The following is a 15221-nucleotide window of genomic DNA, read 5'->3' as shown; positions in this document are numbered from 1 at the left end:
GCAGTGCTCAGACAAAGATCGTGGCCCCCAGCGCCAGCCCGTAGAAGATGAAACAGGCCGCGAGGATACGCCTCACGACCCGGTTCGCAACCGCCCCGAGCGCGGCCTGCCCGATCCAGGCCCCGAGCGCGGTGTAGCTGGCGTAGCTCGCCGCGGTGATGCTCAGCGCGGTCGGCACGATGACCCACATCTGCTGGCCGATCGGCACGTCGGGGGCGACGAACTGCGAGAAGGCGGCGAGGTAGCCCGCGACGCTCTTGGGGTTGATCGTGGCCACCGCGAAGGCCCGCCCGTAGATCCGCCCGCGCTCCGAGGGCTCCGCGGCCAGGGGCTGGGCGGCACGCCGCCAGCCGCGCAGACCCAGCCAGATCAGCACCGCCGCCCCGGCCACCTTGGCGGCCAGGAACAGCGCCGGGGCCTTGGTCAGAAGCGCGGTGATGCCCAGCGCCGAGAGCCCGAGAAACAGCGCCGCCTGGGTCAGGATCGCCGCCACGCCCCAGAGCGCCCGGAGAAAGCCGTGGCTCATGCCGTTCTGGATGCAGTTGACCGCGTTCGGCCCCGGCGAGGTGACGAAGATCACCCAGAAGCCCGCGAAGACGAGCCAGTCCGCTGGGCTCATTCCGCCTGCTCGAAGGTGGTCTTGAGGATCGCCGCCAGCGCCTTGGCGTCGGTCGCGTCGAAGGCGCCGGGCAAATCGCTGTCGATGTCGAGGACGCCCAGGAGACGCCCCGCCCCGGTCCGGACCGGCAGGACGATCTCGGAACGGGTGGAGCTGGAACAGGCGATATGGCCCGGGAAGGCCTCCACGTCGTCGACAAGCTGGGTCTCGCCGGTGCGCGCCGCGGCGCCGCAGACGCCCCGGTCGAAGGGGATCACCAGGCAGCCGTGGCCGCCCTGGTAGGGGCCGATCTTCAGAAGCTCGGGCGCGGTGACGCGGTAGAAGCCGGTCCAGTCGAAGCGGTCGTCGGCGTGGTGCAGCTCGCAGACCAGCGTCGCCATGAGCGCCACGCTGTCGGTCTCGCCCTCGGTCAGGGCGCCGATGGTCTTGGCCAGCTCGTCATAATCCGCGCGCATCGCTTGCCTCCGCTTTCTGCCGTACCCCGCCGGGCTATCGCGCCCGGCCCGCGCCGGCAAGGCCGGGGGCGGTTAAGGGGAGGCGGTTCGGGGGTGGCTCGCCGGCGGCGGAATTTCCGAGGGGCCCATTCGGGTGCCGCACCCCAGCAGCGAATATTCCTCCGGGCCGGTTAGGGAGCTGCACCCCGGCCACGCAATTTCCCGAGGATTGGTTCGGGGCCTCCACCGCAACGTCCCAAATTCCCCAAGGGCCGGTTCACCGCCCCGCCCCCACCGCGCAAAAAGCCGATTGCATCATCCGCCGTTTCGCGGATTCTGCGCCGCATGATACCCGAGCTCCTGCCCGCCCTTCTGGCCTTCGCCTTCGTCACCGTCATCACGCCGGGGCCGAACAACTTCATGCTGATGGCCTCGGGCGCGAACTTCGGCTTCCGCCGCACGGTGCCGCATATGCTGGGCATCGGGCTCGGCTTTCCGGCGATGTGTTTCTGCGTCGGGCTCGGGGTGATGCGGCTCTTCGACCTCTGGCCGCCGCTCTACACCATCCTCACGGTGCTCTCGGTCGGCTACATGCTGTTCCTGGCCTGGAAGATCGCCAATGCCGCCGCCCCCGAGAAGGGCGGCCAGGGCCCCGCCACGGGCAAGCCCCTGTCGTTCTTCGAGGCGGCCTCGTTCCAATGGGTGAACCCCAAGGCCTGGTCCATGGCGCTCTCGGCTATCACGCTCTACGCCTCGGGGCGCAGCCTCGGCGCGGTGCTCTGGGTGGTGGCCGCCTATGTGGCCTGTTCGGCGATCTCGACCACCGGCTGGACCGCGCTTGGCACCCAGCTCAGGCGCTTCCTGCAGCAGCCCGCGCGGCTGCGGGTCTTCAACTGGACCATGGCCGGGCTGCTCGTCGCCTCGCTGATCCCGGTGATCCTGCGCTGAGCGCGCCCGCATCCGGTTGCAAAACAGGGCGTCGCGCGGCATATCGGCCCGAGGTCAAAGGGAATACGCGATGACGCATTATCTCGACTTCGAAAAGCCGCTCGCCGAGATCGAAGGCAAGTCCGAAGAGCTGCGCGCCATGGCGCGTTCGAGCGAGGGCATGGATATCGAGGCCGAGGCCCGGGCGCTCGACAAGAAGGCCACGAACCTTCTCAAGGATCTCTACGCCAAGCTGACGCCCTGGCGGAAGTGCCAGGTCGCCCGGCACCCCGACCGGCCGCATTGCCGCGACTACATCGACGCCCTCTTCACCGAGTACACGCCGCTGGCGGGCGACCGCGCCTTCGGCGACGACCACGCGGTGATGGGCGGGCTGGCGCGGTTCAACGACCGGCCCGTCGTGGTGATCGGCCACGAGAAGGGCAACGACACCCAGTCGCGGCTGACCCACAACTTCGGCATGGCCCGCCCCGAGGGCTACCGCAAGGCGATCCGCCTGATGGACATGGCCGACCGCTTCGGCCTGCCGGTGATCACCCTGGTCGACACCCCCGGCGCCTACCCCGGCAAGGGCGCCGAGGAGCGCGGCCAGTCCGAGGCCATCGCGCGCTCGACCGAGAAATGCCTGCAGATCGGCGTGCCGCTCCTGTCGGTGATCATCGGCGAGGGCGGCTCGGGCGGGGCGGTGGCCTTCGCCAGCGCCAACCGCATCGCGATGCTCGAGCATTCGGTCTATTCGGTGATCTCGCCCGAGGGCTGCGCCTCGATCCTGTGGAAGAATGCCGAGAAGATGCGCGAGGCCGCCGAGGCGCTGCGCCTGACCGCGCAGGACCTCAAGAAGCTGGGCATCTGCGACCGGATCATCCCCGAGCCCCTGGGCGGCGCCCATCGCGACGGCCCCGCCGCCATCGCCGCCGTGGGCGAGGCGATCGAGGCCATGCTGGGCGAGTTCGAGAAAACCTCCCCCGAGGAGCTGGTCGCCGCGCGCCGCAAGAAGTTCCTGGAGATGGGCTCGAAGGGCCTGGCGGCCTGACGCGCGACGGGCGCGTGACGCGCCCGCATCCCCGATCAATCGAGAAGGCCCCGCGCGCGCTGCACGGGGCCTTTTTTTGTGCGCGGGCCGCGGCGAGCCCCGCCCGCCTAGCCGTCCTGGCGGATCCGCGCGTTCTCCGGGTCGTAGGGGCTGTCCTCGGCCACCACCGCGTCCCAGAGCTGGCCCAGCATCCGCACCTGCAGCGCCTGCCCCGCCTTGGCGAGATCGGGGCGCACGTAGCCCATGCCGATGGATGTGCCGAAGGCCACCGAATAGCCGCCCGAGGTCAGCCGCCCGACCCGGGTACCGTCCGCCAGATAGAGCGCCTCGCGGCCCCAGGGGTCGGCGTCCGAGGGCCCGTCGATCAGCACCGTGACGCAGCGCGAGCGGATGCCCTTGGCCTGCATCTCGGCCTTGCCGTGGAACTCCTTCGAGAGGTCGACGAAGCGCGGCAGATCGGCCTCGAGCGGGGTGGCGTCGCGGCCGAGCTCATGGCCAAAGGCGCGGTAGCTCTTTTCCTGGCGCAGCCAGTTCTGCGCCCGCGCGCCGACGAGCTTCAGCCCCAGCGGCTCGCCCGCTTCCATCAGCCGGTCCCAGAGGTGGGTCTGCATCTCGATCGGGTGATGCAGCTCCCAGCCGAGCTCGCCGGTGTAGGCGACGCGGATGGCGCGCACCGGCACCATGCCCAGCTCGATGTCGCGGCAGGACAGCCAGGGGAAGCGCTTGTTTGACAGCACCGTGGCCGGATCGGCGTCCTTGACCAGCGCGCCGAGGAGGTCGCGCGACTTCGGGCCCGCGACGGCGAAGACGCCCCACTGGGTGGTCACGTCCTGCACCTCGATCCAGCCCAGGTCTTCGCGGCGGTCCTCGGCGGCCTTGCGCAGGTAGTCGCCGTCATAACCCGTCCAGGCGCCCGCCGAGACCAGGTAGAAGCTGTCCTCGGCCAGACGCACCACGGTGTATTCGGTGCGCGTGGTGCCCGCCCCGGTCAGCGCGTAGGTCAGGTTGATGCGGCCGGTCTTGGGCAGGCGGTTGCAGGTGAACCAATCCATGAAGGCCGCGGCCCCCGGCCCCTTGACCAGGTGCTTGGTGAAGGCCGTGGCGTCGATCAGCCCGACGCCGTTGCGGATCGCCTCGGCCTCGGTGCGGGCGTAGTCCCACCAGCCGCCGCGCCGGAAGCTGCGGGCGGCGTGGTCGAAATCCTCCTCGGCCTCGGCGGGGCCGTAGTAGTTCGGCCGCTCCCAGCCATTGACCTGGCCGAACTGCGCGCCCCGGGCCTTCTGGCGGTCGTAGACCGGCGCGGTGCGCAGCGGCCGGCAGGCCGGGCGCTCCTCGTCGGGGTGGTGCAGGATGTAGACGTGCTCGTAGGCCTCCTCGTTCTTGCGGGCGGCATACTCGGTCGTCATCCAGTCGCCGTAGCGCTTGGGATCGAGCGAGGCCATGTCGATCTCGGCCTCGCCGGCGACCATCATCTGCGCGAGGTATTCCCCCGCCCCGCCGGCGGCGGTGATCCCGAAGGAGAAGCCCTCGGCCAGCCACATGTTGCGCAGCCCCGGCGCCGGGCCGATCAGCGGGTTGCCGTCGGGGGTGTAGCAGATCGGGCCGTTGTAATCGTCCTTGAGGCCGACCTCCTCGGACGAGGGGATGCGGTGGATCATCGACATGTACTCTTCCTCGATGCGCTCGAGGTCGAGCGGGAAGAGATCGGCGCGGAAGCTGTCGGGCACCCCGTATTCGAAGCGCGCCGGGGCGTTGCGCTCGTAGGGGCCGAGGATCCAGCCGCCGCGCTCTTCGCGGACGTACCACTTGGCGTCGGCGTCGCGCAGCACCGGGTGCTCGCCGCCGCCCTCGCGGCGGTAGGCGACAAGCGCGGGGTCGGGCTCGGTGACGATATACTGGTGCTCGACCGGGATCGCGGGGATCTTGATACCGAGCATCCGCGCGGTGCGCTGCGCGTGGTTGCCGGTGGCGGTCACCACGTGTTCGGCGGTGATCACCGCGGTCTCTTCCGAAGGCACCAGGTTGCCGCCCTTCTCGACCATCTTGGAGACCGAGACCCGCCATTCCGCGCCGGTCCACTCGTAGCCGTCGACCTGCCACTTGCGCTCGACCGTGACGCCGCGCTGGCGCGCGCCCTTGGCCATGGCCATGGTGACATCGGCGGGGTTAATGTAGCCGTCCGTCGGGTGGTAGATCGCCCCTTCGAGGTCTTCGGTCCGCAAAAGCGGCCAGCGCGCCTTGATCTCCGAGGGCGTCAGCCACTCGAAAGGCACGTCGCAGGTCTCGGCGGTGGTGGCATAGAGCAGGTATTCGTCCATGCGCGCCTTCGACTGCGCCATGCGCAGGTTGCCCACCACCGAGAAGCCAGCGTTGAGCCCGGTCTCTTCCTCCAGCGTCTTGTAGAAGCGGATCGAGTAGTCGTGGATATGGGTCGTCGCGTAGGACATGTTGAAATAGGGCAGAAGCCCCGCCGCATGCCAGGTCGAGCCGCTCGTCAGCTCGTCGCGTTCGAGCAGCATCACCTCGTCCCAGCCGTGCCGGGCGAGGTGATAGGCGATGGAGGTGCCGACGGCGCCGCCGCCGACCACGAGGGCTTTCACATGGGTTTTCATCGGCATTTCTTCCCTGTCCTGTCCCGCTCGTCCTAACGCGGCAGCCGAAGAGGGCTTACGCGGCGCCCGACTTGTCATGTGGGGAAAGCGACATCGGGGCGGGGTGACGGGGTGGTCGGTCGGAAGGTGTGGCGCGGGTGGAGGATGGGAGGGCCCGCGGATGGATCGGCAGGTCTGGTGGCTGTGATCGGCCGGGAGGCATCGCGCGGTTGAGGGGCGCGGTGCGGCGCGGCTGCAGGTGTCACAGTGATACACGATGCGCTGCACTTCAGTCCGGCGCGTTGCAGTGCAGCGCAGTGCGCTGCAGTTCAGTCCGGTGCGTTGCAGTGCGGCGCCCTGAGTTGCCATGAAGGATTGTCGACCCGCGGAAACGGCAGCAGCGCAGTGGCTTTATCCGCTGCGACGACTACTCATCGTCATCCTGTGCCAGCCGGACTACTAAAGCGCGCCTCCTGCGCCCGAATAGCATCGAAGATGCCGGGCGCGCGCCGGACCGGCCCCTTGGGCCGGCGCTCCTTGGGGAGGCGTGCTTAGTTTGTGGTTCGTCCTGACCTTGCTTAGATAAAGCGCTTCGCTCGGAGGTCAGCAGCGCCGGCCCCCGGTCCGGCGCGCGCCCTCTGTTGGGAGGGCTGGAAAGCGGGAAGGCGCAGCTCGGAGCGGCGCGGAGGAGCCCGAAGGGGTCCGTCGCATGGCCCGCCGTCCGACCCGAAGCCTAGGCCAAGCCAAGCACGCCACCCTCGCTGAAACGCTCAATCCCAACATTTTCGGGAGCATTTCCCAGCGAACGGCCCCGGCACCTTACGCCCCTCTACTGCGGTGCACCCCGCTCAGCCCCACGCACCCTCAATAAATATACCGGATCTGATCCGTCCAATACCGCTCCACCCGGCGCAGGGTGTGCAGCACGTCGGAGAAGCCCTCGGGCCCGACGACGCCGGTGCGGGTCATGCCTTCGGCGTGGCGGGCGAAGAGCGCTTCCATCAGCTGGCGCACGTCGTGGCCCTTGCGGGTCAGCCGCACCCGAACCGAGCGGCGGTCCACCTCGGAGCGCTGGTGGTGCATGTAGCCCGCCTCCACCAGTTTCTTCAGATTGTAGCTGACGTTGCTGCCCTGGTAGTAGCCGCGCGATTTGAGCTCGCCGGCGGTGACCTCGTTGTCGCCGATGTTGAACAGCAAGAGCGCCTGCACGGCGTTGATCTCGAGCAGGCCGGTGCGTTCGAACTCGTCCTTGATCACGTCGAGAAGCAGCCGGTGCAGTCGCTCGACCATGGCGAGCGTGTCGAGATAGGAGGTCATCTGACCCGGACCCTGGGCCCGCCCGACACTGGAAATGATGCTCATCCGCCGCCTCCGCAATTGCGCGATTGGCGGCAGGAAAACGCAAAACCCCCAAGGAAGGGTTAAGCCGGGCGGGCCCCGGGGACATCCTCTGGCCCTACCCCTGCCTCAGCCCCCGGCGCCCGAGGGATGGGCAGCGATGGCGCCCGAGATCTCGGCCACGATCGGGGCGTGCTCCTCGGGCGGCGCGACCTGGCCGGTCACCCACTGGTAGAGGTCCTGGTCGTTCTCGGAGAGCAGCGCGTCATAGGCCGCGAGGCCGGCCTCGTCGAGATCGCCCAGCCGGCTCTCGGCGAAGCGCGAGAGGATCAGGTCCATCTCCTTGATGCCGCGCCGCATCGAGCGCATGCGCAGCCGCTTGATCCGCTCGGCGCGGGGCTCTCCGGTGCGGGGTGTTTCCTTGATCATGCGGGCTCCGTCTGGCCGGTGGCGCGCAGGCGCTTCTCGAGCCGCGCGGAGCGGTCGGCCAGCGCCTGCATCTCGACACGGATCGCGCGCAGCTCGGCGATGGCCTCGCGCAGGTCCTGGCTGCCGGCGGGCTCCTCGCCCGGCGGCGAGACGCCCTCGCCCTCGCCGGTCAGGAGCCAGATGATCGAGACGTTCAGCAGCCCCGAGATCATCGACAGCTTGTTGGCGCGCGGCTCGGAGAGGTCGTTCTCCCAGTTCTGCAGCGTCTTCAGCTTCACCCCAAGCCGCCGCGACAGCTGTTCAGGCGTCATGCCGGCGGCCTCGCGGGCCCCGGCGATCCGGTCTCCGAAGGTCGCGGCATCGGGGCCGTACCAATCGAAATCGCTCATCAATCCTGTTCTCCTCACCGTGGCAGGGCGCGCCTTGCGCCGTGGTCTCCGCCCCCGTAAAACCATGGGACACTTGGAAAAATGACTGGCGCGCAGATGTCCTTCTACTCTCACACGCTTTCCCGTGTCGCCCCCTCTCCGACGGTCGCGGTGACCCAGCTGGCCCGCGATCTGGCGGCCGAGGGGCGGGATGTCATCGGTCTGGGGGCCGGCGAGCCCGACTTTGACACGCCGGACAACATCAAGTCAGCAGCCATTGCGGCGATTCATGCTGGAAAAACGAAATATACCGCACCGGACGGAATTCCAGAACTGAAGGCGGCGATCTGCGCCAAGTTCCGCCGCGAGAACGGGCTGGAGTACGGCCCCGCGCAGGTCTCGGTCTCGACCGGCGGCAAGCAGGTGCTGTTCAACGCGCTCCTGGCGACCCTGAACCCCGGCGACGAGGTGGTGATCCCCGCGCCCTACTGGGTCAGCTACCCCGACATCGTGCGGATCGGCGGCGCCGAGCCGGTGGTGGTGCCCGCGGGCCTCGAGACCGGCTTCAAGCTCACGCCCGAGGCGCTGGAGGCGGCGATCACGCCGCGCACCAAGTGGCTCATCTTCAACTCGCCCAGCAATCCCACCGGCGCGGGCTATTCGCGCGCCGAGCTGAAGGCGCTGACCGATGTGCTGATGCGGCACCCGCAGGTCTGGGTGCTGACCGACGACATGTACGAGCACCTGGCCTATGACGGGTTCACCTTCTGCACGCCCGCCGAGGTCGAGCCCCGGCTCTACGACCGCACACTGACGGTCAACGGCGTCTCCAAGGCCTATGCGATGACCGGCTGGCGCATCGGCTATGCGGCGGGCCCCGAGCCGCTGATCGCGGCGATGCGCAAGGTGCAGTCGCAGTCCACCACCAACCCCTGTTCGATCAGCCAATGGGCCGCGGTCGAGGCGCTCGAGGGGCCGCAGGACTTCCTGGCGGAACGCGCGGAGGCCTTCCGGCGGCGGCGCGACCTGGTGGTCGCCGCGCTGAACGACACGCCGCATCTGACCTGCCCGACGCCCGAGGGCGCCTTCTACGTCTATCCCTCCTGCGCGGGGGCGATCGGCAAGACCAGCGCGGCGGGCACCCGTATCGGTGACGACGAGACCTTCGCGCGGGCGCTTCTCGAGGAAGAGGGCGTCGCGGTGGTCTTCGGCGCCGCCTTCGGACTGTCGCCGCACTTCCGGATCAGCTATGCAACCTCAGACGAGGCGCTTACCCAGGCGTGTGAGCGGATTCGCCGGTTCTGCGCAGGATTGAAGTGAGGGCCAGCCATGGCGGGCGATCTTCCCGAGTATTACTTCCGCATCCGCGAGAACGGCGCGCTGGTCTTTCGGATCGACACCGAGAACCGCCAGCGGCGGATCGACATGGACCCGATCGCGGTGGCCAATATCCGCAACGGCGAGATCAAGCCGCAGGGCGACCGGGTCTTGTCGGACGAGGACCTGGCCGAGATCCGCGACTGGATGGACAAGCGCAAGGCGCTCCTGGCGCTGCGCGACATCGACGACATCCACCGGGCGATCGACCACATGAACCTGACGACGCAATGGGCCCAGAGCCGCGCCAGCGACGCGCAGCTCGACGAGGTGACCGACGCGCTGCTCCTGGCGATGCACGACCTGCGCACGGTGCTGGTGCGGAAGAAGGCGGACCGGCTGACGAAGGGGTGATTGGGGCGGTGTTTGGGCTGGCCGGTGAGGGCCGGCTTTCGGCCCTAGAGCACACCGTCCAACGTTAGCGCACCGCTTGCGCCCGAATAGCACCACAGCCACCGGGCCCAGCCTTCTTCTGATGCAAGCCAATCAGTCTGTCATCAAGAACCGCTCTTGCAACACGCACTTCTTGCGCCCGAATAGCGCCGCAGGCGCCGGGCGCGCGCCGGACCGGCCCCTTGGGCCGGCGCTCCTTGGGGTGGCGTGCTTAGTTCGTCTTTAGTCCTGACCTTGCATGGATAAAGCGCAAAGCTCTGAGGGCAGCAGCGCCGGCCCCCGGTCCGGCGCGCGCCCTTTGCCTTTCAGGGGAGGCGCGGGGTGAGAGGGTGGAAGGGGAGCGCGGGGTGACTGGTTGGTCGGAGCGCCTTGGGTCGGGAATGCCGGCTTATCGGGTAGGTCACGCCAAGCCTGTCGTTCGACGTGAAGCTTCACGCCATGGCCCGCGCAATCCCTGACCTCGCAGCCAGAGTCCGCCCTCGCATCTCGGACAGCGCGCGCCACCCTCTCGGCCAGAGCGAACCGTTACCTCTCGGCCAACACGCGCGCGCCCTCTCGGCCAAGGCGACCCCTCACCTCTCGCCCGGCGCGCCCATTAATCGGTCCGCTGCGGGCGAGACACTTTGGCCCCTAACCCTCAAGCCAGAACCACCCAGCCCCCGACCGCCAAACCCACCTCACACCCGCCGCCGCCCGGCGAGCGACATCCGGCCGGCCAGCAGCACATAGGCCAGCACCAGCGCCAGCGCGGTGCCCACCAGGAACAGCAGGAGCGCCCCGAGCGTGCCTTCCACCGGCATCACGCCCCCCAAGACCCCCGGCAGCGCGCCGGTGACGATCTGCCAGCCCATGGTCAGCGCCAGCCAGCCCAGCACCGCGGCGAACCCGGCCAGATACCCCAGACGCGGACCGCGGCGGCGGAAGCGCAGCCCGCGCCGGACGCTTGCCTTGGCCCGGGCGAAATCCTCTCCGATGGCGATCAGCGCGGGCACCACCAGCAGCACCAGGAGCATCCCGAAGCCCAACCCGTAGACCAGCGTGATCACCGTGGGCTTCAGGAACTCGGCCTGCGAAGACCCCTCGTAGAGAAGCGGCGCCAGCCCCAGCACCGTCGTCAGCGTGGTCAGCAGCACCGGCCGAAGCCGGTCCGCGGCACCGTCGACGATGGCCGGCAGGATGCCCCGCTCGGCGGCATATTCGTCGATCGTGGTCACCAGGACGATGCTGTCGTTGATGATGATCCCGGTCATGCCCAGAAGCCCCACCACCGTGAACATCGACATCGGCACGTCCCAGTGCCAATGCCCGAGGATCGTGCCGACCAGGCCGAAGGGGATGATCGCCATGACCACCAGCGGCCGCGACCAGCTCTCGAAGACCCAGGCGAGCACCAGGAAGATCCCCAGGAGCACCATGACCAGCGCCGCCAGCGCATCGGCCATGAACTCGTCCTCCTGTTCGGAGAGCCCCGAGAGCCGGTAGTCGACCTGCCGCTCGGCGGCGATGCCGGGCAGGATCTCGTCCTCGAGCGCCTGCATGACCTCGGCGGCGCGGGCAGGGTCGTCCTCGGAGAGATCGCCGTTGACCGAGATCAGCCGCACGCCGTTCTCGCGGCGGACCGTGGAAAAGCCCGCCTGCCGCTCGACCTGCACGATGTCGGCCAGCGCCACGTAAGCGCCCTCGGGGGTGCGCAGCTGCATGCGTTCGAGGAAATCGGCGGTCTGCTCGCCCTCGGGCAGCTCCACGCGAATCGCCGCCGAGCGCGGGCCCACCGGGTAGGTCGCGGCCTCGACGCCGCCGAGCCGCGCCCGCAGGGTCTGGCCCAGCGTGTCGATGTCGAAGCCCAGCGCCTGGCCGCGCGCGGTCAGATCCAGGATCAGCTCTTCCTTGTCGTAGGAGAGGTCATCCTCCAACGCCGAGACCTCGGGGAACTGCGACAGCTCGGTCTTCAGGTCCTCGGCGGCGGCCTTCAGCGTGCTCGCATCGGCGCCAAAGAACTGCACGTCGAGCGCATCGCCCCCAGGCCCCGAGCGCCAGCCCCGGAAGCTCACCGTCTCGGAAAGCGGGTGCCGCTCGACCCGCTCCTGCAGCTCGCCCACGAACTGGAAGGAGGAATAGGGCCGCAGGTCGGCCGAGATCAGCTCGATCGCGATGGAGCCCAGCTGATCGGGCTCCTTGTTCTCGGTGCCGGACAGCCCGCGCCCGGTGTTGCCGCCGATCTCGGAGAGGACGTATTCCACGGGGTTGGCGCCGTGGCGTTCCTCGTATTCGGCGGCCAGCTCCTCGACCGCGCGCTGCATGGCGCGCATCTGCTCGAAGCTGTCGGCGCGGTCGGCGCCCGGCGCCATGGCGAAATTGCCGGTCACCGAATCCTGTTCCGGCGCGTTGAAGAAGCGCCAGGGCACATCACCCTTGATCAAGAGCGCGGTCTGCCCAGCCAGCAGCACCACCGTGCCCGCCAGCACCACGTAGCGGCCGGCGATCACCCAGCCCATGAGCGGGCGGAAGAGCCGCTCGCGGGCCCAGCGGAAGCCCCGGTTCACCACACGCGAGGGCGCATCGTACCAATGCCGCTTGTCGGCATGGCTGAGCGCGTGGCGCATGTGGTTGGGCAGGATCAGGAAGCACTCGACGAGGCTCGCGATCAACACCGCGATCACGGTGAAGGGGATGTCGGCGATCAGCGAGCCGAAGCGCCCGCCGATCAGCACCAGCCCGAAGAAGGCGATCACCGTGGTCAGCGTGGCGCAGAAGACCGGGAGCGCCATGCGCGCCGCCGCGGTCTCGGCCGCCGCGGCGGGCCCGAGCCCGCGCCGCGCGAGGTGGTCGGAATGTTCACCCACGACGATGGCGTCATCGACCACGATCCCCAGCGTGATGATCAGCGCGAAAAGCGAGATCATGTTGATCGTGAGCCCGGCCAGATACATCAGCCCGATGGCTGCCAGCATGGCGGTCGGGATGCCCGCGGCCACCCAGAAGGCGATCCGGGCGTTGAGGAACAAAAACAGCAGGCAGACCACCAGCCCGAGCCCCATCAGCCCGTTGTCGACCAGGATGTCGAGCCGCCCCGAGATCATGTCGGCGCGCTTGCGGATCAGGTCGATCGAGGCGCCCTCGGGCATCTCGGCCTCGAGCTCGGCGGCGACCTCCTCGACCTCGCGCTGGATGGCGATGGCGTCGCCCCGCGCGGTGCGGTCGACCCGGATCGAGATGGCGGGGTTCTCACCGACGTAATAGCTGCGCTCGCGGGTCACGCCCTCGACGCGGATGCTGGCCACGTCGCCGACGGTCAGCTTGGTGCCGTCGGGGTTGGAGCGCAGGACGATGGTCTCGATCTCGTCGGCGGCGCGTTTCTCGGTGCCGGTACGGACCCGGGCGTTGGCGCCTTCGACCTCGCCTGCCGGGTCGGCGTCGACCTCGCCGCCGATGGCCGCGGCGATCTCGCGCAGGGTCACGTCATGGGCGATCAGGCTGGTCGAGGAGACCTCGACCACCGTCTCGGGCGCCGAGAGGCCGCGGATCGTGGTGTTGGTCACCCCCTCGGCGAAAAGCCGGTTCACGAAGATGTCGGCGTAATTGGCGAGCTGCTCGGGCGCGATGGGGCCCTGGATCACCACGTCGGTCACCCGGTCGAACCAGGTCGAGCGGCCGATCTCGGGCTCCTCGGCGTCCTCGGGCAGCTGGGTCACGCTGTCGACCGCCTGGCGCACATCGTTGGTGGCGCGGCCCATGTCCCAGCCGGGCTCGAATTCGAGCTCGATCGCCGCCACCCCCTCGCGCGAGCGGGCGCGGCTCGCTTCCACCCCGTCGACCGAGAGGAGCGCAGGTTCCAGGAGCTGCACGATGCCTTGGTCGACATCCTCGGCGCCCGCGCCCTCCCAGGTGACGGTGACGTCGATCTCGTCGATCACCACGTCGGGGAAGAACTGCGCGCGCATGTTCGGCACGGCGAAGGCCCCGGCGGCCAGCATCACCACGAACAGAAGGTTCGCCAGCGTCCGGTGCCGGGTGAAATAGGAAAACAGCCCGAAGAGCGCGCTTGTCCGACCGCCCATGCCCTAGCCCCCGATCCGCGCTTCGAGCCGGGCCACCATGGCCGCGGGCACGCGGGGTTCGCTGAGCTGGGCGAGGATGCGCTCCTTGGCGTCCTCGGGCATGCGGGCATTGCCTTCGACGAAGGCGCGCAGCTTCTCGCGGCGGGCCTCGGAGAGCTCCATCAGCTCGTCGCCCGCGGGCGCCGCCTCCTCGGCCGCCCCGGCGTCGAGGTCGCGGGTCCGCACCTTGATGCCCGGCCCCAGAAGCGGCGTGCGCTGCGCCACGACCTGCCGCCCGGCGAGGGCCTCGCCCGCGACCAGCACCGCGTCGCCCTGGCGCCGCAGGAGCGTCACATCCGCCTCTTCGAGCCGGTCCTCGGCGCCGACCAGCAGCACCCGGCCGTTGCTGCCGAGCGCGGTGGCGGGCAGGCGCACGACCTGCGCGAGCGGCGGCTCCTCGACCCGGACGGTCACGAAGTCGCCCGGCTGGAAGCCCGCCGCCGAGGTCAGCCGCGCGTAGATCAGCCGCCCGGTCTCGCCCTCGGCGACCTGCGGGCTGGCGCGGTCGATCACGCCTTCCGCCACGAGGTCGGTCCCGAAGACGTCGAGCGTCGCGCTGACCGGCGCGCGCCGGACCCGGCCGTCATCGCCGAGAAGCCGCGCGAAGCCCTGGGTCGAGACCCGGAAGGCCACTTCCAGCGCGTCGGGGTCGATCAGCGTGGCGATCTGTTCGTTGGCCGAGACGAGCCGCCCTTCGACCACGGTCACATCGGCCAGCACGCCCGCGAAGCCCGCGCGGATCTCGGTCTCGGACAGGCGGCGCTCGGCCTCGGCCACGTCCAGCTCGCTGCGGGCGATCACGGTCTCGGCCTGGGCCACCCGCGCCTCGGCATCGGCCAGGGCCTGGCGGCGCTGGATCACCGTGGCGCGCGCCGCCGAGGCCTGCAGCTCGGCGGTCTCCACCGCCGTGGCGCTGCCGACGCCGCGCTCGCGCAGGTCCTCCTGCCGGGCGAAAGCGCGTTCATAAAGCGCCACCTGTTCCTCGGCGGCCTCGAGGTTGGCCCCGGCCAGTTCCACCGCGCGGCGGGCGTCGCGGGCCTCGGCCCGGGCGTCGGTCAGCGCCGAGCGGGCGCGGGCCAGCGCCGCCTCGGCATCGGCGGGGTCGATCCGCGCGAGCAGCTGGCCCTCGGTGACCTCGCCGCCGGCGTCGAAATCCTCGGAGAGCTCGACGATGCGCCCCGCCGCCTCGGTGCGGATCTCCAGCGTGCGGCGGCTTTCCACCGCGCCGTAAGCGGTCAGGACCGGCACCTCGGTGCCCGGGCTGGCGGTCACGACATTGACCGCGAAGACCCGCTCGCGGCCCTCGGGCATGCGCGGCTCATCGGCCATGCGGGTCGCCACGGCGCCCTGGATCAGCGTGCCGGCATAGACCAGGAGCCCCAGCGTCGCCGCCAGGAGGAAGAGACCCGTCAGGGAGCGTCGGAGAAAGCGCATTCCACCTCGTTCGCCAGCGCCGCAGAGGCGCGGCCAAGTGTTTCCATCATAGCGCGAGATAGCCGGATGGGAGAAATTTCCAAAGCGCCGCAGGCGGCTCTCACCGGAGTGTTACGTGGGCGGGCCCGAGATCCGTCGCGGGGCGGGGGATTTTTTTGGG

12 protein-coding genes are annotated in these 15221 nt (G+C 69.5%); 4 read left to right on the top strand and 8 right to left on the bottom strand.

Going from position 1 to position 15221, the window contains the following annotated elements; genetic code table 11:
* Positions 1 to 7: 7 nt before the first annotated feature.
* Together ACX938_RS11480 and ACX938_RS11475 are read right to left on the bottom strand one after the other, a co-directional pair.
* Entirely contained in the window at positions 8 to 619 is a 612-nt protein-coding gene (locus tag ACX938_RS11480) for a LysE family translocator (RefSeq protein WP_232753860.1), read from the bottom strand.
* On the bottom strand, positions 616 to 1074 hold the full coding sequence (locus tag ACX938_RS11475) for a GAF domain-containing protein (protein WP_459431152.1): 459 nt from the start codon (positions 1072 to 1074) through the stop codon (positions 616 to 618). The genes ACX938_RS11480 and ACX938_RS11475 overlap by 4 nt, the downstream gene beginning before the upstream one ends.
* A gap of 324 nt (positions 1075 to 1398) precedes the next feature.
* Here ACX938_RS11475 and ACX938_RS11470 point away from each other — a divergent pair, with 324 nt between their 5' ends.
* Positions 1399 to 2001, top strand: coding sequence for a LysE family translocator (locus ACX938_RS11470; RefSeq protein WP_232753858.1), 603 nt, complete (start codon positions 1399 to 1401; stop codon positions 1999 to 2001).
* 70 nt (positions 2002 to 2071) lie between these two features.
* Positions 2072 to 3034, top strand: a complete 963-nt coding sequence (locus ACX938_RS11465; RefSeq protein ID WP_459431151.1) for an acetyl-CoA carboxylase carboxyltransferase subunit alpha — start codon at positions 2072 to 2074, stop codon at positions 3032 to 3034.
* A 107-nt stretch (positions 3035 to 3141) separates the two neighbouring features.
* On the opposite strand, the gene ACX938_RS11460 is transcribed toward ACX938_RS11465, so the two are convergent.
* The 4 genes from ACX938_RS11460 to ACX938_RS11445 all read right to left on the bottom strand — a co-directional run bounded on the left by ACX938_RS11460 (position 3142) and on the right by ACX938_RS11445 (position 7781).
* Positions 3142 to 5646, bottom strand: a complete 2505-nt coding sequence (locus tag ACX938_RS11460) for a GcvT family protein (RefSeq protein ID WP_459431176.1) — start codon at positions 5644 to 5646, stop codon at positions 3142 to 3144.
* Positions 5647 to 6489: 843 nt separating this feature from the next.
* Positions 6490 to 6987 (bottom strand): MarR family winged helix-turn-helix transcriptional regulator, encoded by a 498-nt coding sequence (locus ACX938_RS11455; protein WP_232753856.1) that lies wholly within the window; start codon positions 6985 to 6987, stop codon positions 6490 to 6492.
* Positions 6988 to 7092: 105 nt separating this feature from the next.
* Complete coding sequence (locus ACX938_RS11450; protein WP_459431150.1) at positions 7093 to 7392, bottom strand: succinate dehydrogenase assembly factor 2; 300 nt, start codon at positions 7390 to 7392, stop codon at positions 7093 to 7095.
* Complete coding sequence (locus ACX938_RS11445; protein ID WP_232753854.1) at positions 7389 to 7781, bottom strand: helix-turn-helix domain-containing protein; 393 nt, start codon at positions 7779 to 7781, stop codon at positions 7389 to 7391. The genes ACX938_RS11450 and ACX938_RS11445 overlap by 4 nt, the downstream gene beginning before the upstream one ends.
* A gap of 96 nt (positions 7782 to 7877) precedes the next feature.
* Here ACX938_RS11445 and ACX938_RS11440 point away from each other — a divergent pair, with 96 nt between their 5' ends.
* Positions 7878 to 9080 carry a pyridoxal phosphate-dependent aminotransferase gene (locus ACX938_RS11440; protein ID WP_459431149.1) on the top strand — a complete coding sequence of 401 codons (1203 nt, stop codon included), beginning with the start codon at positions 7878 to 7880 and terminating at the stop codon, positions 9078 to 9080.
* Between the two features lie 9 nt (positions 9081 to 9089).
* The gene (locus tag ACX938_RS11435) at positions 9090 to 9491 is read left to right on the top strand and encodes a hypothetical protein (RefSeq protein ID WP_232753852.1); all 402 of its coding nucleotides are present in this window, start codon (positions 9090 to 9092) and stop codon (positions 9489 to 9491) included.
* 716 nt (positions 9492 to 10207) lie between these two features.
* On the opposite strand, the gene ACX938_RS11430 is transcribed toward ACX938_RS11435, so the two are convergent.
* A complete protein-coding gene (locus tag ACX938_RS11430; RefSeq protein ID WP_459431148.1) occupies positions 10208 to 13588 on the bottom strand; it encodes an efflux RND transporter permease subunit in 3381 nt (1126 codons plus the stop codon).
* A 3-nt stretch (positions 13589 to 13591) separates the two neighbouring features.
* Positions 13592 to 15061: an efflux RND transporter periplasmic adaptor subunit gene (locus tag ACX938_RS11425; protein ID WP_459431147.1), complete on the bottom strand. Its 1470-nt coding sequence runs from the start codon at positions 15059 to 15061 to the stop codon at positions 13592 to 13594.
* Positions 15062 to 15221 lie beyond the last annotated feature (160 nt).

The sequence above is a fragment of the Roseivivax sp. genome, assembly GCF_054552075.1.
Note: the sequence above shows the minus strand (reverse complement) of the source record. Positions and strands in the feature narration are given on the sequence as shown.